This is a genomic window from Alishewanella sp. BS5-314, from assembly GCF_025377695.1.
GTDB classification, from domain to species: Bacteria; Pseudomonadota; Gammaproteobacteria; order Enterobacterales; family Alteromonadaceae; genus Alishewanella; species Alishewanella aestuarii.
This window is the reverse complement of sequence record NZ_JACEHJ010000002.1, coordinates 2,679,979-2,704,900: the sequence shown is the minus strand read 5'-3', so window position 1 is coordinate 2,704,900 and position 24,922 is coordinate 2,679,979. Positions and strand designations below refer to the sequence as shown.

Here is a 24,922-nt window from a genome sequence, read left to right as displayed (position 1 = left end):
TATGAAAATTATCATTCTCGGCGCCGGACAAGTGGGTGCAACCCTGGCAGAAAACCTGGTGGGCGAGCAAAACGACATTACTATTGTCGATACCAACCTCGATAAGCTGCGGGCATTACAAGACCGCTTTGACTTACAGGTGGTGTTTGGTCATGGCTCGCATCCGGATATCTTGCGCAAAGCCGGTGCTGAGGATGCCGACATGGTGGTAGCGGTAACCAGCAGCGATGAAGTGAATATCGTGGCCTGTCAGGTGGCATACAGTATGTTTAATACGCCGCTGAAAATTGCCCGCATCCGTACCAACCAGTATCTGAAATACCGCGATGAGCTGTTTCATAAAGACGATATGCCGGTAGACCACTTTATCGCGCCGGAAGCCCTGGTTACCAACTATATCCGCCGCCTGATTGACTATCCGGGCGCACTGCAGGTGGTAGAGTTTGCTGAAGGCAAAGTCAGCCTGGTGGCAGTACGGGCTTATTATAGTGGCCTATTGGTCGGGCACGCCCTGTCGGCATTAAAAGAACATATGCCGCATATTGAAACCCGGGTAGCGGCCATTTATCGTCGCGGCACGGCGATCAAGCCTTTAGGTACCACCATTATCGAAGCCGACGACGAAGTGTTTTTCGTCGCGGCAACCAAGCATATCCGGGCGGTGATGAGCGAGCTGCAAAAGCTGGAGCGCAGCTACCGCCGCATTATGATTGCCGGCGGCGGCAATGTCGGCTTTGGCCTGGCACGGGCGCTGGAGAAAACCCACAGTGTGAAGCTGATCGAACGCGGCAAAGAACGGGCAGAGTTTTTATCCAGCGGTCTGGATAATACTGTAGTTTATGTTGGTGACGCCTCGGATCCCGAGTTGCTGGAAGAAGAAAATATTGAGCAAATTGATGTCTTTATCGCCGTTACTAACGATGATGAAGCCAATATTATGTCGGCAATGTTGGCCAAGCGGATGGGTGCCCAAAAAACCATGGTACTGATTAAACGCGGCGCCTATGTCGATCTGTTACAAGGTGGCGAAGTCGATATCGCCATCTCCCCACAACAAGCTACCATCTCGGCATTGCTGACCCATATCCGCCGTGGCGACATTGTTAACGTTTACTCTCTGCGCCGTGGTGCTGCCGAAGCAATCGAGGCAATAGCGCATGGCGACAGCAGCACCAGTAAGGTTGTTGGCAAAACCATAGGCGAGATCCGGCTGCCGCCGGGCACAACCATCGGCGCCATAGTACGTGGTGACGAGGTGTTGATCGCTCACGATAATACGCGGATTGAAACCGACGACCACATTATCCTGTTTATGGTGGATAAAAAGCATATCGTTGAAGTGGAAAAGCTATTCCAGGTCAGCGCTATCTTTATTTAGGGTGTCTAATCTTTCCAAAATGCCGGCGTAAAGAGTACCAGCAAGGTAAAGATCTCCAGCCGGCCAAACACCATGGCAATAATCAGGATCCACTTGCTGGCATCCGGAATATTGCCAAAATGGGCCGCCACTTCACCCAGGCCTGGCCCCAGGTTATTCAGACAAGCCGCTGTAGCCGAAAAGGCGGTAATATTATCCAGCCCGGTAAAGATCAGCGCCAGCATAATCACCACAAATACCAGCGCATAAGCAGCAAAAAAGCCCCAAACCGCCTGTACAATACGATCTTCAACCGGCCGCCGGCCAAGTTTAATGGCATAGATAGCCCGTGGATGCACCAGCCGGTTTAACTCGCGCACCCCTTGCTTAAACAGCAGTAATACCCGAACCACCTTCATCCCGCCGCCGGTCGAACCGGCGCAGCCGCCGATAAAACTGGAGAAAATCAGTAAGATCGGTAAAAACAATGGCCAGGCAGCAAAGCCGTCAGTCGCAAAGCCTGCCGTGGTGGAAATCGATACCGCCTGAAAGGCGGCATGGTTCAGTGCTGTCAGAGCGTCCGGATAAACGCTGGTATGTAATAACACCAGAAAACAAATCAGAATCAGCGCCGCCTGAATGCCAAGAAAGGTTTTAAATTCCGGATCGCGGAAGTAGGTTGCCACACTCTTACCGCGGATAGCAGCAAAGTGCAGCGGAAAGTTCACCGCACTGATCAGCAGAAACACAATACAGATGGTATTAATCAAGCCACTGTCAAAATGACCAATGCTGGCGTCATAGGTCGAAAAGCCGCCAATGGCTACCGTTGAAAAGGCATGGCAAATTGCATCAAACCAGGACATCCCGGCTAAATAGAATGCCAACGCACAAGCCAGCGTTAGCGCCAGGTAGATATACCACAGATGTTTGGCGGTATCGGCAATCCGCGGCGTCATCTTGTTGTCTTTAACCGGCCCCGGCGTTTCCGCCCGGTACAGCTGCATACCACCGACACCTAACAGCGGCAGAATCGCAACCGCTAATACGATGATCCCCATACCACCTAACCATTGCAGCTGCTGCCGGTAGTAAAGAATTGCCTTTGGCAGTAGTTCAATGCCGGTTAATACCGTCGCACCGGTAGTCGTCAGGCCGGAAAAAGCCTCAAACATTGCCGAGGCCAGGTTCATATTGGGCCGCTCTGCCAATACCAGCGGGATGCCCCCTACCGCACCCAGCACGATCCAGAACAAAACCACGATCAGGAAGCCGTCGCGGACCTTTAGCTCAGCCCGATATTGCCGGTTTGGATACCAGATTAAAAAACCACTGAACAAGCAGAGTATAAAAGACAGGATAAAGGGCACGCCGGCACCATCCTGGTACCAGTATGCGACCAGCGCCGGCGGCACCATGGTGATGCTGAAAATGGCAATCAGCATCCCCAGGATCCGGATTATCGAACGATATTGCATAGGGTCCTTAATGCGCCCTTGCCACTGCTTATGGCAGCTGCAGCTCGCGGGTCATATTCTCATTACGTTCGCGATGGACAATAATATTGTCCTCAATCCGGATACCACCGTAAGTGCGGAATTGGTCAACCTTTTGCCAGTTGAGCTGTTTTGCCTCTGGTGTTGCCTGCAGATCGGCCAGCAACGACTCGATAAAATACAGCCCCGGCTCAATGGTAAATACCATTCCCGGCTCAATCAGGCGGGTACAACGTAAAAATGGATGCTCAGCCGGCGCCGCAACATGGGTGCCGCGCTCATCGGCCATAAAGCCACCGACATCATGCACCTGTAACCCCAAATGGTGCCCAACCCCATGCGGGAAAAAAGTCCGGCTAATGGCAGTTTCAACAAGGCTGTCGACACTGCCACGTACAAAGTCAAAGTCCAGTAACACCTGCGCCAGTAAACGGTGCGTCAACAACTGTAGCTCAGTATATTTGATACCGGGTTTAATAGTATCAACCACCTGCAGATGCACGGTATTCACCGCCTTAATCAGTTCGGCAAATTCATCTTGCCGGTTAAAGCTGTAGGTACGGGTAATATCCGCGGCATAGCCATAACAGGACGCGCCGGCATCAATCAAGAACGACTTATGCTGCGCCGGCTTAGCACGCTCCAGCGCGGTGTAATGTAAAATGGCGGCATGTTCATTCAGGGCGATGATATTGCCGTAAGGCACTTCATTTTCGCCCTGACCTACTGCTGAGAGATAGGCCAGTTGGATCTCAAACTCACTGCCAGCAGCGTAAAAGGCATCAGCGGCAGCACGGTGCCCGGCAACAGCCAGCCGGTTTGCTTCGCGCATCGAAGCCAGCTCATAAGCCGTTTTATAGGCCCGATGATAATGCAGATAGTTTAGTACCGGCTCCGGGTTAATTTCGGTAAAACCCAAAGCGCGGGCTACTTCCAGGTACTCCCCGATATAAGCCAAGCGTGCCTTATCGTACGGCAGCAAACTTTCTACCATATTGGCTTTTTCCAACAGCTGAATATCAAAGTATTCAGCCCAGAAATCTGTCGGTACCGGCGGTACCTTATGCCAGAAATCTTTTGGCCGGTAAAAAATCAGTTTCGGCTTATTAACGCCGTCTACCAACAACCAGCAATGCGGATTATCAACCACCGGCAACCAGGCTTTAAAATGCGGATTGACCTGAAACGGATAGTCCATATCGTCCAGAAACTTACGCTTGGCCTGGCCAGAGTGAATAACCAGCGCATCCAGATTTTCGCGCGCCAGCACGTTTCGGGTCCGTTGCTGCAGTTCCTGCACATGCGCCTGATACAGTTGAGGATAATTCGGGTTCATAAATACCTTATGCATTGCTGTAAAGGGAAAACCGATAATAGCATCATTTAGCTGTGCTCCCAATCTGCATGGCGACTAACGGCAGGAACACATCGTTCGGTTCATTTAAACGAATATTATAGATCTGATAATACGCCATTACCGCTTTCACATACTCACGGGTTTCGCGAAATGGAATGGTTTCTACCCAGACATCGACCGGCACGGCACGGTCACGCGGGATCCACTGTCTGACTCGGCTGTAGCCGGCATTATAAGCTGCCGTAGCCATAATCAGGTTGCCGTCGTTACGGCGCATCAGGTAGTTCAGATAGTCAGTACCAAAATCAATATTGGTGACCGGGTTATACAGCTGGCTCACCTGTACTTTCTTTTTGGCAATATAATTGGCGGTATCCGGCATAATTTGCATAAGACCACGGGCTCCAACCGGCGAGTTCGCATCCGGCATAAAGGAACTCTCACGGCGGGCAATGGCCATGGCCCAACCGGAGTCCACCTGCGCGCTTTTGGCAAAGCGTTGAATTTCTTCTTTAAAGGCCAGAGGGAACCGCAGCTCCACATCATCCCAGTAACCAGCATCGGCCAGTGTAAAAATGGCCCTTTCATGCCACTCTATGTCGTTGGCTAACTTGGCCGCCGCCAGTTTCTGCTGGCCATTGGCAGAGCGCTGCAGGAAATTCCACTCCCGCCGCGCTTCGGTTAAACGGCCCAGCGCCAGCCATTCCTTTGCCCGTTGTACCGCCGGATGCTGTTGGATCAAAGTTAAGTCTTCTGTACTCACAGGTACCGGGTTATGCGCCAGACTGGGCGGCAACCCCAGCTTGGCTGCGGCCATAAAACCATAAAAATGCCGCCGTTGCGCTAGCTCACGGAAGATACTGTCGGCTTCAGCCTGCTTACCCTGCTCTTCCAGCGCCCGGGCCCGCCAGTAACGCCAGTTAATATCCGCGGCCAGCTCCGCTGGAAAATTCTCAATCACCTGCTGTACCCGAGGCCAATCCAGCTCACGCAGGGCATGCCCAACCTGCCACTGCGCCAGGGTGCTATCCAATTGCTCCGGTGCGAGTTTGCGCATCCAGTCCGTTGCCCGGCTATCGCCGCGGTGCGCCAGAGCAATCGCAAACTGGCGCTGCACGTCCAACCGCTGCGCTGCAGTGAAATAAGGGTCACTGGTAAAACGCTGCCAGGTTTGTAATGCTAAATCAGGCGAGCGCCATACCAGACGTTTTAAACCGTAGGTCAGAATATCGCGCTCCACTACGTGACGGCCGGGGAAAAAACGTGGCCGGCTGATCACCTGCGGGTCCTGACGTACCTGCTGCCACAGATCAGCCAGATATTGCCGGTCGGCCGGTAACAGGGTTTTCAGATAGCGGATCAGGCCAACGTCGCCACCATCTGCGGCTAGCTGGATGCGGCGCAGCACAATTTCCGGCTTTAATTGCCCGGCCTGACGCCATTGGCTGAATAAAGGGTCGCAGGCTTTAGGTTGCGACTTACCTACAGTCCAGAGTGATGTCGTTTCCTGCCAGATGGCGGCCTTGGCGGCAGGCTCGGCTTTCAGACGTTGTAACAAGGCAATGCAGCTTAGCTCTGCATCATTCGAGCCGGGAAAATGCTGTAAAAAGCGCTCGGCCTGCTGGCTATTTGCTAAACTCATCAACCAGGGTCGGCGTAACGGCCAATCCAGCGGCGAACCCTGATGCTGTTGCAAAAAACCAGCTATCTCATCGTGGGCACTAAGGCGTCGCTGCAACCAGCGCTGTTGCAGGTAAGGACGTAACGGATAATCGCGTAATTCGGTCAGCCAGCTTTCAATCTGCGGTGCCGGCGCCGATCCCAGCTGCCGCTCAGCCTGTAAAAACAGCTGGCGTTGCTGTTGCAACACCGCAAGATCCGCGGTGCTGGCCAATAACCAGCCCGGTAGCAGGGTACAGCATAAAACAAGCAGGCGTTTCACAACAAAGGCTCCAAAATGCTAACTAACGATCGGATGAGAAATAGGTGGGGTCCTTCAGACTTTGCACCTACCCGGAATTCAAACACCTGTTTAAATAACTATTGATATTTTCATTAAAGCACGACACACTGGATGGGATAACCTCATCGTACCAGTTGCGAATAACCCTATAGCAAACGCGACCAAGGAGCATATTTATGATTTACCAAAGTAACAGCATCCAGGTGGAGTATCTGAAACCTGGTATTGCCAGGTTTACGTTTAACGCCCAAGGTTCGGTCAACAAATTTGATCAACAGACGCTGGCCGATTGTAAGGCAGCGCTGGCCAAGCTGCACGCGGATCCTGAATTAAAAGGCGTGCTGTTTGTCAGCGGCAAAGACAACTTTATTGTCGGCGCCGATATCACCGAGTTCTTACCTGTATTCGAGCGTCCGGAAGCCGAACTGGTTCCCTGGATTAAAACCGCTTCTGATGTATTTGATTACTGTGAAGATTTATCTGTGCCTTCGGTGGTTGCGATTAAGGGTTTTGCACTGGGCGGTGGCTGTGAGTGGACCCTGGCCTGTGATTACCGGGTGGCGGATACTACAACCCGTATCGGTTTACCGGAAGTAAAACTGGGTTTGATGCCAGGTTTTGGCGGTACTGTGCGTTTACCACGGATTATCGGTGCCGATAATGCGATGGAATGGATCACCACCGGCAAAGAGCGTGGTGCAGAGCAAGCGCAGAAAGAAGGCTTAATTGATGCGGTGGTGGCACCCGAGAAACTGGAAGCAGCAGCCCTGAGCATGCTGGAAGATGCCATCGCCGGTAAGCTGAACTGGCAGAAAAAACGTGCGGTGAAACTGCAACCGCTGAAACTGAACAAAACCGAAGCCACCATGAGCTTTAACACCGCCAAAGGTATGGTGTTCGCTACCGCCGGCAAACACTACCCGGCACCCATGGTAGCCGTGCAGACTATTGAAGCCGCTGCGACTTTAGGTCGTGACGCCGCCGTCGCACTGGAAAACAGCGGCTTTGCCAAACTGGCTAAAACCGATGCCGCAACGGCGCAAATTGGCCTGTTCCTGAATGATCAGGTGATTAAGGGTAAAGCGAAAAAAGCCGCAAAAGTTGCCACCAAGGCCGTGAAAAAAGCGGCTGTGCTGGGCGCCGGCATTATGGGCGGCGGCATTGCCTACCAATCCGCGTTAAAGGGTGTACCGGTAGTGATGAAAGACATTGCCGATAAAGCGTTGGAATTGGGGATGGGCGAAGCCACCAAGCTGCTGGGTAAACAGGTGGAGCGTAACAAGCTGGATGCAGTGGGTATGGCGAAAGTGATCTCTGCTATTACACCGACACTAAGCAACGAGCAGGTGAAAGGCGTCGATATCGTGGTGGAAGCCGTGGTCGAAAACCCGAAAATCAAGGGCGCAGTATTAAAAGAGGTTGAGGCCTTGCTGGCCGATGATGCCATCCTGACGTCAAATACTTCGACCATCTCAATCAACCAGCTGGCAGCGAATCTGAGCCGGCCACAGAATTTCTGTGGTATGCACTTCTTTAACCCGGTACCGAAGATGCCATTGGTAGAGGTGATCCGCGGCAAAGACACCAGTGAAGAAACCGTGGCCGCTGTTGTCGCTTACGCGGCAAAAATGGGCAAATCACCGATCGTCGTTAACGACTGTCCGGGCTTCTTTGTCAACCGGGTACTGTTCCCCTACTTCGCCGGTTTTAGCAAACTGGTGTTAGACGGCGCCGACTTCGCTCAGGTTGATAAGGTGATGGAAAAGCAGTTTGGCTGGCCGATGGGCCCGGCGTATCTGCTGGACGTCGTCGGTTTAGATACCGCTTATCACTGCACGGACGTGATGGCAGCCGGCTTCCCAACCCGGATGGCCAAACTGGACAATGATCCTGTTGCCGCCATGTATCAGGCTAACCGTTACGGTCAGAAAAATGGCCTCGGTTTCTATGCTTACAGCAAAGATGCCAAAGGCAAGCCGAAAAAGGATATTGATGCCGCCAGCCTTAACTTACTGTCCGGTATTGCTGCCGCCAAACAGGACTTCAGTGCCGAGGACATTATTGCCCGCCTGATGGTACCCATGATTAATGAAACAATCCGCTGTCTGGAAGAAGGCATTGTTGCCAGTGCGGCCGAAGCGGATATGGGTCTGGTTTATGGCCTGGGCTTCCCTCCGTTCCGTGGTGGTCCACTGCGTTATGTCGATACCCTGGGTCTGGCTAACTTTGTCGCACTGGCCGACAAGTACGCCCACCTGGGCGAGATTTACCAGGTAACCGAACAAACCCGCGCCATGGCCGCTAATGGCCAGCGTTTCTTCCCGGTTTAAGCGCAGGAGCAGCAGAATATGAAAAACGCCGTTATTGTAGATTGTATCCGTACCCCGATGGGCCGCTCTAAAGCTGGCATGTACCGCAATGTTCGCGCTGAACAGCTGTCAGCCCATGTTATGGCCAGCCTGCTGGAGCGCAACCCGGCTTTAAACCCGGCAGATATTGATGATGTGATCTGGGGCTGTGTGCAGCAAACGCTGGAACAAGGCTTTAATATCGCCCGCAATGCTTCTTTACTGGCGGGTATCCCGCACTCAGTACCGGGTGTCACCGTAAACCGCCTCTGCGGCTCTTCAATGCAGGCATTGCATGATGCCGTGCGCGCCATCCAAACCGGTATGGGTGAGGTCTATCTGATTGGTGGCGTCGAGCATATGGGTCATGTACCAATGAACCACGGCGTCGACTTCCACCCTGGCTTAGCCACCTCAGTGGCCAAGGCCGCCGGTATGATGGGCCTGACCGCCGAATTACTGGGCAAGCTGCATGGCATCAGCCGGCAGCAGCAGGATGAGTTTGGTGCCCGCTCGCATCGCCTGGCGCACGAAGCCACCCTGCAGGGCCGCTTTAAAAATGAAATTATTCCGACTGAAGGCCATGACGCCGATGGCGTACTGCGCCTGTTCGATTACGACGAAGTGATCCGCCCGGAAACCACGGTTGAAGCACTAAGCCAGCTGCGGCCGGTATTTGACCCGGCTAACGGTACTGTGACCGCCGGCACCTCTTCCGCCTTATCCGATGGCGCCTCAGGTATGCTGGTGATGAGCGAAGACAAAGCGAAGGCGCTCGGTTTACCGATCCGCGCTTATGTCCGTGGTATGGGTGTGGCTGGTTGTGATCCGTCTATTATGGGTTATGGCCCGGTGCCAGCCTCGAAGAAAGCGTTAAAGGCTGCCGGTATCAGCATTGCCGATATCGATTATGCCGAGCTGAACGAAGCCTTCGCGGCACAAGCCTTGCCGGTTATGAAAGACCTGGGTCTGCTGGAAGTAGCTGAGCAGAAAGTGAACCTGAACGGTGGCGCCATTGCTTTAGGCCACCCACTGGGCTGCTCCGGCTCACGCATCAGCACCACGCTGATTAATGTGATGGAAGCTAAGGGCGGTAAGTTTGGCCTGGCAACCATGTGTATCGGCTTAGGCCAGGGTATCGCTACGGTGTTTGAACGGCCTTAACCTAGCCGCAACAGCGCAGATAGCTTAAAATAGGGCCGTTTACGGCCCTTTTTTGTTACCCTTGTTATCAATTCGCGGAGCAGTTGCCATTATGGAAACCTTATTTCAGCAAGCCGATCATACGCTGGATGCCCTTGGGCTGCGCTGCCCTGAGCCGGTGATGCTGGTACGGTTGCAGATCCGCAAAATGCAGGCAGGTGAAACCTTGCTGATTATCGCCGACGACCCTGCCACCACCCGCGATATCCCGGCGTTTTGCCGCTTTATGGATCATCAGCTGGTCGGTAGTGATACCGCAGCCTTACCCTACCGCTACCTGGTTAAAAAAATCAGTAGCTAAAATTCGACTCTGCTCCAGCTATCGCAGATACGCCACCAGCCGGCTTATTGCATTGTATTTTCCCGAATTTCGGCTTAGCCTGTTTATTGCTCACCCGGCAATAATAACAACAAAACAGGTTTACCTATGCACCCGCTGCTACTGCTAATTCTTTGTCTCGCGTTATCCTTACCAATGGCTTACAGCCAAACCCCTGAACGCACGCCGTCGGCACCGACGCGAACGGAAGGTGACGGCCCCTATCCGCGTTTAATCCTGCGTGGTGGCATTTTGATTAGCGGCGAAGGGGCGCCACCGGTCGGCCCGGTGGATATCGTGATTGAGCAGGATCGTATTCGTCAGGTGGCCATTGTCGGTTATCCGGAGGTGCCGGTACTGGCGCAAAGTCGGCCTCAAGCTAAACCCGGCGATCAGGAATTAGATGTCAGTGGCATGTATATCCTGCCGGGTTTTGTCGATATGCATGGCCATATCGGCGGCTCTGCCAACGGAATACCGGCCGAATATGTGTTTAAACTCTGGTTAGCGCATGGCATTACCACTATTCGCGAGCCGGGCAGTTTTAACGGCCTGGCCTGGACCTTGCGCCATATGCAGGCGGCGGCCGCCAATCAGATTGTCGCGCCACGGATCGTACCCTATGTTGGCTTCGGTCAGGGCCTGGCGGAGCCGGTTTTTAACCCAAACCAGGCCAAAAAATGGGTGCAGGATATTAAGAAAGCCGGTGCCGCCGGGATTAAGTTTTTTGGTGCTACTCCGCAAATTATGGCCGCAGCGCTGGCCGAAGCCAAACAACAGCAGCTCGGTACCATGATGCATCACGCCCAGCTGAATGTTTACCGCACCAATGTGCTGCACAGTGCCCGCATGGGCCTGACGTCGATGGAACATTGGTATGGTCTGCCTGAGGCCTTGTTTGATGGCCAGACGATTCAGCAGTATCCGGCTAATTATAACTATCAGAATGAACAGGACCGGTTTGCCGCTGCTGGCCAGCTGTGGGCACAGGCGGCGAAGCCGGGCTCTGCCAAATGGCAGGCGGTACGGGATGAGCTGATCCAACTGGATTTTACCATCAACCCCACCCTGACCATCTACGAAGCCAGCCGCGATGCCGCTGCGCAGCGGAATGCCGAATGGCATCAGGACTATACCCTGCCCACACTACAGCGCTTTTTTACACCTAACCGCTATGCCCACGGTTCCTACTGGTTTGACTGGACGACCGAACATGAAATTCAGTGGCGGGAAAACTACCGGCTCTGGATGCAGTTTTTAAATGACTTTAAAAATCATGGCGGTCGCGTGACTGTTGGCTCCGACGCTGGTTATATCTATAAAATTTATGGTTTTGCCTATATTCAGGAGTTGGAGCTGCTGCGTGAAGCAGGCTTTAATGCGCTGGAGGTGATACAGGCCGCCACCTTAAATGGCGCTACTGCGCTTGGTTTAGATCAGGAAATTGGCAGCGTGGTCGCCGGTAAAAAGGCAGATTTGGTGATAGTGGCAGAAAACCCGCTGGCCAACTTTAAAGTATTGTATGGCACCGGCCATTACCGGCTCAATGCCGACAATCAACCGGAGCGCACCAAGGGCGTGCGCTATACCATCAAAGACGGCATTATCTACGATGCCCAGCGCTTACTGGCCGACGTACGGACTTTAGTGCAGCAGGCCAAGGCGGCAGAGCAACAACCCTAAATCAGGCTATTCCGGTGCGCTCTGCGCGCCGGATTCCCGCTGTCGAAAATAATTTAGCCGCAAGCTTGCTAAATTGGATTACATGTGTAATCTTTTAAAGACTACAAGTGTAATCTTCTGGTAAATAATGATTGAGATTAGTGATGCCGAACTGACGGTGATGCAGATACTCTGGCAGCAACATCCTAGCACGGCGGCAGAAGTAATTGCCCGGTTGCAACATAAAGACTGGCATGAGAAAACCATTAAAACCCTACTCAACCGCTTGGTTAGCAAGGGTGCCCTAAGCTATCAGAAGCAGGGCAAAGCCTATCTTTACTCACCCGCTATCGACTGCAGTCTCTATCAGCAGCAAGCAAGTAGCAGCTTTATTAAGAAGCTGTTCTCTGGCCAATTGACGCCTCTTGTTGCCAGCTTTACCGCACAGCATCAGGTGTCAGCAACCGATTTGGCGGCGTTAAAGGAACTGGTTAACCGCCTGGAGCAGGATAAGGACAACGGATAATGATTAACTGGTTATGGCAAGCCAATATCTGGCTAAGTATCCTGAGTGTGCTCTTGCTGAGCTTACACCCCCTGCTGCTCAAGTGGTACGGAGCCCGCACCCTGTATTCACTATGGTTACTGCTACCTGTTGCACTGCTGTTACCCTTGGTACCAGCGTTACCGGCTCAGAGCCCGGCCAATCTGCTGCCTGAATTCTGGCTGGTATTACCCGACGAGCCTGGCTTTGTACCACAAGCCAATGCTGTGACCTTTGTTGTGTTGCTGCTTTGGGCTACCGGCACTTTGCTGGTGTTTGGCTATGCCCTGCTCAGTCAGCTCAGACTACAACGCCAACTCAATGCCGGCCGCCATTACCGTAGCGGCACCCTGGTCTGTTACCGTACGGACAGCGCCCTGGGCCCGGCAATTTTTGGCTTACTAACACCACAACTGATTTTACCCGACAACTTTCTGCAACGTTTTGACCGGCAACAGCGGAAGTTGATCCTACAACATGAGCGTGCCCACTGGCAGAGTGCGGACCCACAGTGCAACCTACTGGCCTTAATACTGGTTGCGCTGTTCTGGTTTAACCCACTGAGTTGGCTGGCTTATCGTCGTTACCGCGCCGATCAGGAATTAGCTTGCGATGCCAGAGTTTTGCAACAACAAGACAATACCACTTTAGTTTGCTACGCCAGAACACTGCTGGCAGCAATGCAGTCGGCACCACCCACAGTGAACTTTAATTCGATTACTCAACATTATGGAGCTTTGGCTACGATGACCGAACGTCTAACCCAATTAAAGCAGCGCCGCCCGCTGTTAAAATATCCGGCGCTAAGCTGCGCCCTGGCACTCCTTTGCGCTGCATCACTACTTCAAACCACTGTCGCAGTAACAGAAAGCCAAACTACGGCAGCGCAGACGAAAACGGAAATAACCCCCATCGTCAGAATTAACCCGCGTTATCCGGTTAAGGCCGCAGCAGAGGGGATCAATGGCTGGGTACAGCTCAGTTTTAACATTGATGCACAGGGTAAGGTCGAAAATTTGCGAGTACTGGATGCCAACCCAAGAGCCGTTTTTAACGACGAGGCGTTACAAGCCGTCGCCAAATGGCGTTACCATCCCGATCACGCCGGCAGCAATCTGACCATTCAGTTAGCGTTCGAGCTGGACACTGACAGTCGCTAGCATCTGGTAAACAGCTTGTTACAATCCTCTCTTGACCCATACGAAAGCTCACATTAGTCTAAGCAGTATGATTCAGGGAGGATTTGTTATGTTATGGCCACTAATTAAGGCATCGCTGCCGGCAAAAAGCCTGCTGTTATTGGCGTTGGCCGTATTGTTCTGGTTTGCCGGCTTTCATACCTTGCTTGGTGTCGCACTCTTTCTGGCGCTGGAAGTGATAATGTGGCGCAATAGCGCGACCTATGCCAGTCAGGATTTTGTTTACAGCAAGGATATCCTGCGCCTGTTCAGTTGTGATGGCGGGCAGCTACGAGTTGGTATGGATACGACGAATATCCGCAATATTGATAAGATCAAACTGTGGCAAGACCAGCAATATGGTTTTATTGATTTTGCACTCGGTCAGCAGCTGCAAGTACGCTACAAATTTCCGCTGGAGCAATATCAGCCGCTGCGGCTTTGGCTACAACAACATCTGCCGGCGACTAACTTAGAAACCAGCTTAGCCCTTAATTAGGCTCTATTGCCAACAATAAGTTAGCTGAATGTTCCTCAGAGACACGCAATGCCGGCGCCAGTGCCACCAGCTCAGTATAGAGCGCGGGGTAATACAGCTGTAAACGTTTGGCGCGGCTAAGATGCGAGGGCTGTACTTGTAGCGGCTGGCGCAGGATCTCTGGCAAAAGAGGAAACAAGCGCCCCTGCTGGAAACTCCAGTCCAGTGCTAAATGCAGCGCATCCGGCCCGAAACGGTTTTGTTGCGGCATTACCCCCTGCTCTAACAATAATTGCACTACCTGCTCCGCCTGTTCGTGCGCAAAGGCTGGCCGGTATAGCGACATGCCAAACTGGTCGGTTAACCGGAAGTCAAAACGGCCGGCAGCCAGCTGTTGCCAATTCTCGGTGCTGGCAAAACTAAACCAGGCCATGGTCAAAGGGGCAACCGGTAAGGTTCGCCCTTCCCAGATACTGATATATTCCGGTTGCAGTAACACCCAGGCTAGCAGCTCGCTGGTCAGGAAAGGCGACAAAGGTGTACTGAACACCAATTGCTGCATCCGCTCCGCCGAGCGCCAGACCCGCATCAGCTCCAGATAGAGCTCCGTCTCCTCAAGTGCAATATCTTGCTCAATGTTTTGCCGTTGCCGGTGCTGTAACGCTACTAACAACGCTGGCTCATAGTCATGCAACGCCGCAAGCAAAGCTTCGCCGCTATAGTGCTGCTGAAACTGTGCCAGAATGGCCGCTACCTGCTGGTCACTCCACAACGCCCGGGATTGCCTTAGCTGCTGCTGCGCCGTCAGGCAAGCAGCCGTAGCGTCATCGACCGGCTGTACCGCTAATTGCCGGCGCAGCGCCGATACCAGCGCTGACTCTGGTTGCTCTGCTGCTGGCTCCAGCCATTGACCACTGGCAAGCTCATTCCGGCTATTTAGCCAGGTAAGGCGTAAATAGGGACTACTGAGGGCTGGCAATGGATGTAGCAGATGCCCCTGGTTAGCCAGCTGCTGCAGCTGCCGGACCTGTACTGCGCTGAGTTGATAGCAATTGTCCTGACATTGCCGGTTTAATTGGCGATTGCGGTTCTGTGCTGTCAGGCCCGAAATCAGATAATCCAACGCACTGACGGTGCCATTGAGCTGACTGGGTTCAATACCATATTGCGCCAGCACCGGCAGCAGGTTAGCCCGACCAGCGAGTAGCGCAGCATCAGCAAGGTTAAATACGGCTTTGTTATCCTCAGCCAGACGCCGGAATAGCGGCATGCCCTGCAGCTCTACCCCGCGCTCCAGTAATAGCATGATCAGTTCATCCGGCAGTTGCTGCTGGATAGCATGAGCGATATGTGTCGGATACAAGTTTAGGTTAGCTACCAGCTGACGGGCTTGCGACAACGGCACTGCATTAAGATTACTGACAAAGGCCAGCCCCGGCGATATACCCCGGCTACTCTGCCATTGATGCTGATGATTCAGGAGCACCATATCATAAAAGCGGCTACTATTTGCCAGGCTCTGCAGTAGCTGCAGCCAATCGGCTTCAGTTTGAGGTTCCGCTTGCGGATTAACTACATCACCGAACAAGGTTTCATAACTGGCTTCGCTATCATCCAGCACATTAAAACCCTGTTGCGCTGCCTGTTGCTGTGCAGCCTCATCCAATAGCAATTGCAGATAGGGCTGTAGTTCAGAAGATGCCTGCAACTCCTGATAAAGCCGTTCCAGGCTCTGCCCCTGCTGCAACAGCTCGCGCAAGGCGGTCGTAAGCTTTTGTTCCCGCTCCTGCTCATGCTGTTGTTGTCGCTGCTGTAACTGCGGTGTGCAGGCGACAACCTGCTGTTGCAACGCCGCATACTGCTCCGGCGTTACCTTTGGCGCAGCCAGTCCCCTTTCATCTCTGGCATCGGCGGCAGGCCGATACGGAGAGTCTGCTAATGACGGCACAACAGGGGCTGTTGCCCGGTTCTGACATTGGGTCAGGCCATAGCCGCCAGCTAAGAGCAGCAGGAGCAGTGCGGTAATTTTCAGAGGCTTTGACATATCACTGAAGGTCCTTTTCCGTTACACTGTCTGTTCGATTCCTGATTTATCATGCCTGAAAATTCATGTCATTACACCCCAATAACCCACATCAGGGCCGCTATGATTTCACCCGGCTATGCCGGCACTACCCTGCATTACAGGCTTTTGTGATTACCACAGCCGCTGGTGACAGTAGTATTGATTTTAGCCAGGCCTCAGCAGTACAGGCACTGAACGCGGCTATTCTGGCCAGCGATTATCAGGTGACATTCTGGCAATTACCACCGGGTTATCTCTGCCCGCCGATCCCGGGCCGCGCCGATTATTTGCATTATGCCGCCGATCTGGTTGCAGAACTGACCGGCGTGGCTAAAGCACAGGGTAAGCAATTTCGGTTGCTGGACCTGGGGTGCGGTGCGAACTGCATTTATCCGATCCTGGCTAGCCGCAGTTTTGGCTGGCGTGCTGTCGGTAGTGATATTGACAACACCGCGCTGAAAGTCGCCGGCGCTATTGTCAAAGCCAACGCCAATCTTAAAGGCTTAATCGAACTTAGGTTGCAGCCGAAGGCCACTGAACTGCTATTTGGTATTATCCAACCCGGTGAATACTATGATATCAGTGTCTGTAACCCGCCGTTCTATGCATCGGCGGCAGAGGCAGCGGCAGCTAATCAGCAGAAATGGCAGAAGTTAGGTAAGGCCGATCATGGCCGTAATTTTGCCGGTACCGCCAATGAGCTCTGGTGTGAGGGTGGCGAACTCGCCTTTATCAAAAAATTGATCGCAGACAGCAGTCTGTTCGCCAGCCAGGTTGGCTGGTTTAGCAGTCTGGTTTCGCAGCAAAAACACTTGCCGGCATTAGTCGCACAATTGCGGCGTCTGGCAGTAGCTGAAGTGCGGCAAATTAAAATGCAGCATGGTCAAAAAACCAGCACCATTCTAGCCTGGCGCTTTACGCCGACGACTTAATAAAGCTGCGGCAGGCCGCTCCGCTTTCTTGCAGTTCGGGGGCGGCTGACTATACTCTATTACTCTTATCTAAACTGTACTTTTCAGATGAAACCGCTAAGGGTTTTAATCGCCGATGATGAACCTATTACCAGTCAGTATCTGAAGATCCTGTTACAGCGCTTTCCTAATTTGTTATTGATCGGTACCACCACCACGGGCCGGGAAACCCTGAAATTCCTGCACCAGAATCATCTGGACCTGATTTTTCTCGATGTGGTAATGCCGGATCTCAGCGGTATTGATATTCTGCGTCAGTTCAACAAAACCTCATCTCTGACGCCACCACTTTTTATCATGCTGACAGCTTACGAGCAGTTTGCCTGTGCCGCCTATCACTTTCATGCTTTCGCCTATTTAACCAAGCCTGTCACGCCACAGCATCTGGAGCAAGTATTGCAGGATGCCAGTACCCTCCTCAGACCTGAGAGTCCGTTTAATCGTCAGGCTAAGCCACAGCTGGTATTTCAGACCGGGAGCAGTGAATTGATCTTTCAGGAGCAGGAAATTATCTTGATTGAAGCGGCCGGTAATTATCTCTGCTTACATACCCGGTATGATAATTACATTATCCGCAATACCTTAAAGGAGTTAACGGCGAGACTACCGCCGTTGTTTGTCCAGGTGCATCGCTCTGCTATTGTCAATATTCTGCATATTAAGCAGGTCGTCACTACTGCCGGTCTCTATCTGATGCTATCTAACAACAAACAGGTAAAGCTATCCCGCCGCTGTAAACCACAACTTGACGCCCTGCTCAATCTGCCTAACCGCTAAACTGCATTTTGCGACCATTCATCCCAACGCCCGGCTACTGGACGGTTCCGACCTTTCAGGATTGTTTTAGTAATCTTTAACCCGTTACCACAAGCCATTGCAGTTGACCCCAACTGCGATTTCATCCGGCAGCAAAGCTTCTACACTGGTGATGGCAGCAATTATGCCGCCACCATCAAAAGGATTGATATTATGAAACGTTATCTTACTCTGACTTCCATCTTAGCTGCAGCGCTTCTCGCTGTGCCCGCTGCTGCTGATTCCCGTTTTATTAAAGAAGGTAGTTACTTGCATACTGCGCTGGTTGAGGTGTGCACCCATACCAGAAACGATCAGCCCGCCAAGCTGTTTAATACGCTACGCGAGTATCGGATCAGCAAACAAAGCGCCGTTGATAAAGTAATGTGTAATAAGCAACAACTCCTGACCTTTGCCCGCAATAACAATGCACAGCGGGTCGTTGCGATGCTACAACCCTATGAAAGACTACCAGAGCGGAAAGTCACTATCAGCGATATTACGGCGCCAGCCAACTAGGCCAGCCGGACATCATCAGTTGCTTGCCTGAACTGGTATTGCAGGCAAAAAAATAGCCGGCATGATGCCGGCCATTTTGCTTGCTAAGCTGTTACTGCAGCACAGAGATATCGGCAACCTGTAAGAACAGTTCCCGTAATTGTTTTAACAGCGCCTGACGGTTAGCCCGCACTGCTGCATCTTCGGCGTTTACCATCACCTGCTCGAAGAAGGCATCGATAACGTCACGCAGTGCCGCCAGATGGGTTAAACCCTGACTGTAATCGCTAACCCCGGCTTGATATGCCTGCTCCGCGGTCAGTGCCTGATACAGCGCCTGCTCTGCCGCTTCCTGCAGCAGCGCCGGATTAACCGTATTGGCAATCTCGCCCTCAACCTTGGCCAGAATATTTGCCACCCGCTTATTGGCTGCAGCTAAAGCTGTTGCGGCTTCTAACTGCCGGAACTCGGCTACAGCCTTAACCCGGCGATCAAAGTCTGCCGGATTAGTTGGCCGGCGCGCCAGTACCGCCTGAATCACATCGACGCTATAGCCTTCGTCCTGATACCAGGCGCGGAAGCGGCCCAGCATAAAGTCCAATACTTCGCTGGCTACCTGCGGGTTGGTCAGTTTGCTGCCAAAGCTTTGCTGACTAACGGCAATCAGGTCGGTTAAATCCAAGGGTAGCTGTTGCTCCACCATAATGCGTAAGGCACCGATAGCAGCGCGACGCAGCGCAAACGGGTCCTTATCACCTTTCGGGATCTGACCAATGCCGAAAATACCGACCAGTGAGTCCAGTTTGTCCGCGATAGCCACCGCCGCCCCTTCCAGACGGCTGGGTAACTGGTCACCGGCAAAACGCGGCATATATTGCTCGTTCAGCGCCAAGGCTACTGCTTCCGCTTCGCCATCCAGCCGGGCATAGTGCATACCCATAATGCCTTGCACTTCCGGGAATTCGCCGACCATATTGGTCATCAGATCGGTTTTCGATAATAAGCCGGCACGGGCAGCGGCGGCCTGATCGGCACCAATTTTTGCGGCAATAAAGCCCGCAACCTTGCTGATGCGTTCCGATTTCTCAAACAATGTACCCAGCTGTTGCTGAAACAGCACCGTCTTTAAACTGTCTAACCGCTCAGCGAGTTTGACCTTGCGGTCTGTATTAAAGAAGAACTGCGCATCCGATAACCGCGGCCGTACCACCTTCTCGTTTCCGGAGATAATTTGCTGCGGGTCCTTGCTGCTGATATTGGCCACAAAAATAAACTTGTTCAGTAACTTGCCCTGACTATCCCGCAGCGGGAAGTATTTCTGATTATCCTTCATCGTCGAGATCAGCGGCTCAGCCGGTACCTGCAGGAAGCTTTCTTCAAAGCTACCCACCAGAACCACCGGCCATTCGACCAGCGCCGTGACTTCTTCCAGCAGGGCGTCATCCCATTGCGGCTGTGCTTGTAACTGCTGAGCGGTCGCTTGTACCTGCTCCGCGATATAGGCTTTGCGCTTAGCGAAATCAGCCACTACATAGGCTTGTTCCAGCGTTGGCAGATAGGCATCGGCATCTTTGATACTGACCAGCGCCGGTGCATGAAAACGATGGCCATAGGTCTGGTTGCCACTCTGCCGGCCAAGAATAGTGGCAGGCACTACCTGCTCGCCATACAGCATAATAATGGTATGTACCGGCCGGATAAATTCGGCATCTGAGCTACCCCAGCGCATCGGCTTGGCAATAGGTAGTTTGGCTAACGCTGTGCTGACCATTTCCGGTAGCAAGCTGACCGTCGCCTGCCCTTGTTGCTGTTGCCGGCATAATAGCCAGGCGCCCTTATCGGTTTCTAAACGCTCAGCCTGTGCCACCGTAATGCCACAGCCAGCGGCCCAACCCTCGGCAGCCTTAGTCGGATTGCCATTGGCATCAAAGGCCGCACTAAGTGCTGGCCCGCGCTTTTCTACCACTTTATCGGCCTGGGCTGCGGCTAACTGATTAATCCGCACTGCTAAGCGGCGTGGTGCCGCATACCAGCTAATTTCAGCATGGCTGAGCTCCTGCTTGGCTAATTCGGCTTGCAGATTGTCGGCAAAGGCTTGTGCCAAAGTGGTTAGCGATTTTGGTGGTAACTCTTCGGTACCAATTTCAACCAGAAAATCTTGTGAACGCATTAGTTCGCCTCCGACTGCTTGGCGCTCTGATTCTTGCAAAGCGGGAAACCCAGTTTTTCGCGGGCATCATAGTAAGCCTGCGCACAGGCCTTGGCCAGGGTGCGAACCCGCAGAATATAGCGCTGACGCTCAGTTACCGAGATAGCATGGCGGGCATCCAGCAAGTTAAAAGCATGTGAGGCTTTCATCACTTTTTCATAGGCTGGTAATGCCAGGCCTTGTTCAATCAGATACTGGCTTTCCTTTTCGCACTGGTCGAAGTAGGCAAACAAGGCGGCTACATCGGCATGCTCAAAATTGTAGGTCGATTGCTCGACCTCATTCTGATGGAACACATCGCCATAGGTTACCCGCCCCAAGGGACCGTCGGTCCATACCAGATCATAGATCGAATCCACGCCCTGAATATACATCGCCAGACGCTCTAAACCGTAAGTAATTTCGCCGGTTACCGGGCGACACTCTAAGCCACCCACTTGCTGGAAGTAGGTAAACTGCGTTACTTCCATGCCATTTAACCACACTTCCCAACCCAGGCCCCAGGCACCCAGTGTCGGTGATTCCCAGTTATCTTCCACAAAGCGGATATCGTGTACCAGGGTATCAATCCCCAGTTCCCGCAGCGAGCCCAGATATAGCTCCTGAATATTGTCTGGTGACGGTTTTAAGATCACCTGGAACTGGTAGTAATGCTGCAGCCGGTTTGGATTCTCGCCATAACGGCCATCAGTTGGCCGACGGCATGGCTGCACATAAGCGACGTTAGTCGGCTCTGGCCCCAGTGAACGTAAAAAGGTCATTGGATGGAAGGTACCGGCGCCAACTTCTAAATCCAACGGCTGCACGATAACGCAGCCCTGGCGTGCCCAGTAGTCTTGCAGGGCTAAAATTAGCCCCTGAAAGGTTTTAATATCGTACTTATGCATGGCGCAACAGACTCACTTTAAATGACTAAGGGGGCAAAGCTGCCCCCGTTTAATATTTATCAGACGTCGAGGTTAGCGACGTACAGCGCGTTCTCTTCAATAAAGGCGCGCCTTGGCTCAACATGATCCCCCATCAGGGTGGCAAACAATTGATCGGCGCCAATGGCATCTTCAATGGTTACCTGCAACATGCGGCGGTTTTGCGGATCCATGGTGGTTTCCCACAGTTGTTCCGGGTTCATTTCACCCAGACCTTTATAGCGTTGAATGTAGAGACCACGCTTGGACTCGGTCATTAACCAATCCAGGGCGTCTTTAAAGGTTTCAACCGGCTTCACCTTTTCACCACGGCGTATATAGCCACCCTCTTCAATCAGGTCACGAATTTCATCACCCAGTGCGACCAGACTCAGGTAATCCCGTGAGCTAATAAAGTCGTGATGCAGCAGGTATTCATTATCGATACCATGCTGACGGATAATCACCTTCGGCTGGAATAGATGACGCTCACGATCTTCAATCACATCGTACTTATAGATTGAACCGTCACCTTCTTTATCATCTAGACGTTTGGCCAGAGTTTTTACCCAGGCTTCAACGGCGGCTTGGTCTTTCATCAGCTCGGCGGTTAAACCAGTAACGTAGATCAGTTCGGTTAACAGGTTAACCGGGATCTTGCGGCTTAGGCGCTCGATAACCGCCATCACCTTATGATACTGCTGCACCAGTTTCTCCAGCGCTTCGCCACTGATCCCCGGTGCATTTTCGTTCACATGTAATGAAGCCTCATCCAGTGCTAAGGTGGTCAGATACTGCACCAGCGCCGGTTCGTCTTTGATATATTGCTCTTGCTTGCCTTTTTTAACTTTATACAGTGGCGGCTGCGCAATATAGATATAGCCACGCTCAATCAGCTCAGGCATTTGGCGATAGAAGAAGGTCAATAACAAGGTACGGATGTGCGAACCGTCAACGTCGGCGTCGGTCATTAGTACGATACTGTGATAACGGGTTTTATCCGGGTTATATTCTTCGCGACCGATGCCACAGCCTAAGGCCGTAATCAAGGTGCCGACTTCCTGCGACGATAGCATCTTATCGAAGCGCGCCTTTTCCACGTTCAGGATCTTACCTTTTAATGGCAGGATGGCCTGGTTTTTCCGGTTACGGCCCTGCTTAGCAGAACCACCCGCAGAGTCACCCTCGACGATATAGAGTTCAGATAAGGCTGGGTCTTTTTCCTGACAGTCCGCCAGTTTGCCGGGTAAGCCAGCAATATCCAGCGCGCCTTTACGACGTGTCATTTCACGGGCTTTACGGGCCGCTTCACGGGCACGGGCCGCATCCACTATCTTACCCACGATAATCTTGGCATCACCCGGATTTTCCAGCAGATATTCGTTCAGCTTTTCCGCCATCACGCTTTCTACTGCCGAGCGCACTTCACTGGATACCAGTTTGTCTTTGGTTTGTGAGCTGAATTTTGGATCCGGCACCTTAACGCTAATTACTGCGGTTAAGCCTTCGCGGGCATCGTCGCCCGAGGCCTGCACCTTCATTTTCTTAGCGTAGCCTTCCTGATCGATATAGGTATTCAGTACCCGTGTCAAAGCACCGCGGAAACCGGCTAAGTGAGTACCACCGTCACGCTGTGGAATATTGTTAGTAAAACAGAATACATTTTCCTGATAGCTATCGTTCCACTGCATCGCCACTTCAACCGCAATGCCGTCCTCACGCTGATCAGTAAAATAGAACGCCTTTGGGTGAATACTGGTCTTGCTGCGGTTTAAGTACTGCACAAAGGCTTCAATACCGCCATCGTACTTAAAGTGATCCGTCTTATCTGTGCGCTCGTCGGTCAGAATAATGCTGACGCCAGAATTCAGGAATGACAGCTCCCGTAACCGCTTCGCCAGAATGTCATAGTGGAAATTGATATCGGAAAAGATGGTTGGGCTGGGCCAGAAGCGAATTGCCGTGCCACTACCTTCCGTTTCGCCAATTACGGCTAAAGGTGCCTGCGGTACACCCAGATGATAGATCTGGCTGTGTACCTGCCCTTTACGGCGAATAGTCAGTTCCAGCACATCCGACAGGGCGTTAACAACCGAAACACCGACACCGTGTAAGCCGCCAGACACCTTATAGGAGTTGTCATCAAACTTACCGCCAGCATGCAGTACCGTCATAATAACTTCGGCCGCAGACACGCCTTCTTCGTGCATATCAGTAGGAATGCCACGGCCGTTATCACGTACCGAAACCGAGTTATCACTGTGGATGGTAACCCAGATATCGGTGCAGTAGCCAGCCAGGGCTTCGTCGATAGAGTTATCCACTACCTCGAACACCATATGGTGTAAACCGGTACCATCGTCGGTATCACCGATGTACATCCCTGGTCTTTTCCGGACAGCGTCCAGACCTTTTAATACTTTAATACTGGAGGAATCGTAGTTATGCTCTTCGGCCATCGTTATCTGTCCGTGCTGGTTATCTGACCATGTTCCACGTGAAACACTTGCCGGCAATCGGCAGCAATAAAGGGTGTCACCTGGTCAGCATTAATTGCAGTTATAAAAACCTGTGAATTAATATTAGTTAAAAAATCAAAAATCTTTTTTGTTGAACTAGGGTCGAGTTCCGACGCCAGATCATCAATCAATAGTATCGGCTGCTTTAGCCCACTTCCCGCGATCAGGTTATTTTGGGCAACTTTAAGCGCAAATAATAACACTTTTAGCTGGCCGCGGGATAATACTTCTTCAACTGAGTGGCCGGCGCTACGCAGTCGCAGATCGGCTTTTTGCGGCCCATACTGGGTAAAACCCAGCCGCAAATCTTGCTGAAAACTTTGGCTTAACAACTCCTGCAACTCAGCACTCGTCTGCAGCTTCTCCGGCCAGCCGGCGTAAAGCTGTAAGCTGACTGTCGACAGCAAGCTATCCTGATCGGTTAATGACGCAAAAGCATTTTGCAACAAGCTAATATAATGTTGGCGCAGCGCCTGCAGTTGCCAGGCCAGTTGCACAAACTGCGCATCCCAGTATTCAAATTGCTGGTTATACTGGCGGCTTTGCTTTAGCAGCGCATTACGTTGTTTAAGTACCCGGCTAAACTGCAGCCAGACGGCAAAAAAATGTTGTTCCACGTGGAACACACCCATATCAAAAAACTGCCGCCGCTCCTTAGGTCCACCAAAAAACAACTTAAAACTGTCCGGCGTTAACAACTGCACCGGCAACAACTCAGCAATATCCGCCAGACGACACTGGGCAGAGCCATTTAAGCGCAGCTGTAAATCGGCAGTCCGCTCCCGTTGAATACCGATACTATGTACTTGCTCCGCACTACTGACTTTGGCATGCAATACAAAGGCCGGCTGATCATGCTGAATTAAGCGCTGATGGCGGCTGGTGCGAAAAGAGCGGCCATGTGCCAGATAATAAATCGCTTCCAGCAAGCTGGTTTTACCGCTGCCGTTTTCACCAACCAACAGGTTAAATTGTGGATGTGGCTGCAAACTGAGTTCCGCAAAATTGCGAAATTGTTGCGCCTGCAGCAATAGCAGCGACATAACGGAGTAAAA

At 52.3% G+C, this 24,922-nt stretch carries 19 protein-coding genes; 11 read left to right on the top strand and 8 right to left on the bottom strand.

The features are described from left to right. Nucleotide 1: 1 nt before the first annotated feature. Nucleotides 2-1,378, top strand: a complete 1,377-nt coding sequence (gene trkA / locus H1D31_RS17040) for a Trk system potassium transporter TrkA (protein WP_261260038.1) — start codon at nucleotides 2-4, stop codon at nucleotides 1,376-1,378. A gap of 5 nt (nucleotides 1,379-1,383) precedes the next feature. Here trkA and H1D31_RS17035 read toward each other — a convergent pair whose 3' ends face one another. Genes H1D31_RS17035 through H1D31_RS17025 form a run of 3 tightly spaced genes read right to left on the bottom strand, consistent with a single transcriptional unit; the run spans nucleotide 1,384 to nucleotide 6,152 of the window. Further along, nucleotides 1,384-2,835, bottom strand: coding sequence for a TrkH family potassium uptake protein (locus tag H1D31_RS17035; RefSeq protein ID WP_261260036.1), 1,452 nt, complete (start codon nucleotides 2,833-2,835; stop codon nucleotides 1,384-1,386). A 28-nt stretch (nucleotides 2,836-2,863) separates the two neighbouring features. Next, on the bottom strand, nucleotides 2,864-4,189 hold the full coding sequence (gene pepQ / locus H1D31_RS17030) for a Xaa-Pro dipeptidase (protein ID WP_261260035.1): 1,326 nt from the start codon (nucleotides 4,187-4,189) through the stop codon (nucleotides 2,864-2,866). Nucleotides 4,190-4,232: 43 nt separating this feature from the next. Then, entirely contained in the window at nucleotides 4,233-6,152 is a 1,920-nt protein-coding gene (locus tag H1D31_RS17025) for a transglycosylase SLT domain-containing protein (RefSeq protein WP_261260034.1), read from the bottom strand. 197 nt (nucleotides 6,153-6,349) lie between these two features. On the opposite strand from H1D31_RS17025, the gene fadB reads away from it, so the two are divergent. The 7 genes from fadB to H1D31_RS16990 all read left to right on the top strand — a co-directional run bounded on the left by fadB (nucleotide 6,350) and on the right by H1D31_RS16990 (nucleotide 13,926). Further along, the gene (gene fadB / locus H1D31_RS17020; protein WP_261260032.1) at nucleotides 6,350-8,503 is read left to right on the top strand and encodes a fatty acid oxidation complex subunit alpha FadB; all 2,154 of its coding nucleotides are present in this window, start codon (nucleotides 6,350-6,352) and stop codon (nucleotides 8,501-8,503) included. 18 nt (nucleotides 8,504-8,521) lie between these two features. Next, complete coding sequence (fadA, locus tag H1D31_RS17015; protein ID WP_008950617.1) at nucleotides 8,522-9,685, top strand: acetyl-CoA C-acyltransferase FadA; 1,164 nt, start codon at nucleotides 8,522-8,524, stop codon at nucleotides 9,683-9,685. A gap of 91 nt (nucleotides 9,686-9,776) precedes the next feature. After that, nucleotides 9,777-10,025: a sulfurtransferase TusA gene (gene tusA / locus H1D31_RS17010; RefSeq protein WP_065956229.1), complete on the top strand. Its 249-nt coding sequence runs from the start codon at nucleotides 9,777-9,779 to the stop codon at nucleotides 10,023-10,025. A gap of 126 nt (nucleotides 10,026-10,151) precedes the next feature. Continuing rightward, nucleotides 10,152-11,726: an amidohydrolase family protein gene (locus tag H1D31_RS17005; protein WP_409976786.1), complete on the top strand. Its 1,575-nt coding sequence runs from the start codon at nucleotides 10,152-10,154 to the stop codon at nucleotides 11,724-11,726. Nucleotides 11,727-11,853: 127 nt separating this feature from the next. Beyond that, nucleotides 11,854-12,231 (top strand): BlaI/MecI/CopY family transcriptional regulator, encoded by a 378-nt coding sequence (locus H1D31_RS17000; protein WP_261260028.1) that lies wholly within the window; start codon nucleotides 11,854-11,856, stop codon nucleotides 12,229-12,231. Beyond that, complete coding sequence (locus H1D31_RS16995) at nucleotides 12,231-13,409, top strand: M56 family metallopeptidase (protein WP_261260026.1); 1,179 nt, start codon at nucleotides 12,231-12,233, stop codon at nucleotides 13,407-13,409. The genes H1D31_RS17000 and H1D31_RS16995 overlap by 1 nt, the downstream gene beginning before the upstream one ends. Nucleotides 13,410-13,497: 88 nt before the next feature. Further along, nucleotides 13,498-13,926, top strand: a complete 429-nt coding sequence (locus H1D31_RS16990; protein ID WP_008985044.1) for a hypothetical protein — start codon at nucleotides 13,498-13,500, stop codon at nucleotides 13,924-13,926. On the opposite strand, the gene H1D31_RS16985 is transcribed toward H1D31_RS16990, so the two are convergent. Continuing rightward, on the bottom strand, nucleotides 13,919-15,949 hold the full coding sequence (locus H1D31_RS16985) for a hypothetical protein (RefSeq protein ID WP_261260023.1): 2,031 nt from the start codon (nucleotides 15,947-15,949) through the stop codon (nucleotides 13,919-13,921). The genes H1D31_RS16990 and H1D31_RS16985 overlap by 8 nt on opposite strands. Nucleotides 15,950-16,014: 65 nt before the next feature. Between H1D31_RS16985 and rlmF the strand changes: the two genes are divergently transcribed. The 3 genes from rlmF to H1D31_RS16970 all read left to right on the top strand — a co-directional run bounded on the left by rlmF (nucleotide 16,015) and on the right by H1D31_RS16970 (nucleotide 18,255). Then, nucleotides 16,015-16,902 carry a 23S rRNA (adenine(1618)-N(6))-methyltransferase RlmF gene (rlmF, locus tag H1D31_RS16980; RefSeq protein ID WP_261260021.1) on the top strand — a complete coding sequence of 296 codons (888 nt, stop codon included), beginning with the start codon at nucleotides 16,015-16,017 and terminating at the stop codon, nucleotides 16,900-16,902. 87 nt (nucleotides 16,903-16,989) lie between these two features. Further along, complete coding sequence (locus tag H1D31_RS16975) at nucleotides 16,990-17,718, top strand: LytR/AlgR family response regulator transcription factor (protein ID WP_261260020.1); 729 nt, start codon at nucleotides 16,990-16,992, stop codon at nucleotides 17,716-17,718. Nucleotides 17,719-17,910: 192 nt separating this feature from the next. Then, nucleotides 17,911-18,255: a DUF3718 domain-containing protein gene (locus tag H1D31_RS16970; protein ID WP_261260019.1), complete on the top strand. Its 345-nt coding sequence runs from the start codon at nucleotides 17,911-17,913 to the stop codon at nucleotides 18,253-18,255. 91 nt (nucleotides 18,256-18,346) lie between these two features. Here the strand turns inward: H1D31_RS16970 and glyS are convergent, their stop codons facing one another. From glyS to recF, 4 genes are read right to left on the bottom strand one after another with little or no spacing between them, the layout of a single operon-like run. Continuing rightward, entirely contained in the window at nucleotides 18,347-20,404 is a 2,058-nt protein-coding gene (glyS, locus tag H1D31_RS16965; protein ID WP_261260017.1) for a glycine--tRNA ligase subunit beta, read from the bottom strand. Continuing rightward, complete coding sequence (gene glyQ, locus H1D31_RS16960; RefSeq protein ID WP_008606182.1) at nucleotides 20,404-21,330, bottom strand: glycine--tRNA ligase subunit alpha; 927 nt, start codon at nucleotides 21,328-21,330, stop codon at nucleotides 20,404-20,406. The genes glyS and glyQ overlap by 1 nt, the downstream gene beginning before the upstream one ends. Before the next feature lie 59 nt (nucleotides 21,331-21,389). Then, complete coding sequence (gene gyrB / locus H1D31_RS16955) at nucleotides 21,390-23,807, bottom strand: DNA topoisomerase (ATP-hydrolyzing) subunit B (protein WP_261260015.1); 2,418 nt, start codon at nucleotides 23,805-23,807, stop codon at nucleotides 21,390-21,392. A gap of 2 nt (nucleotides 23,808-23,809) precedes the next feature. Next, a complete protein-coding gene (gene recF, locus H1D31_RS16950) occupies nucleotides 23,810-24,910 on the bottom strand; it encodes a DNA replication/repair protein RecF (RefSeq protein ID WP_261260013.1) in 1,101 nt (366 codons plus the stop codon). Between the last annotated feature and the right edge of the window lie 12 nt (nucleotides 24,911-24,922).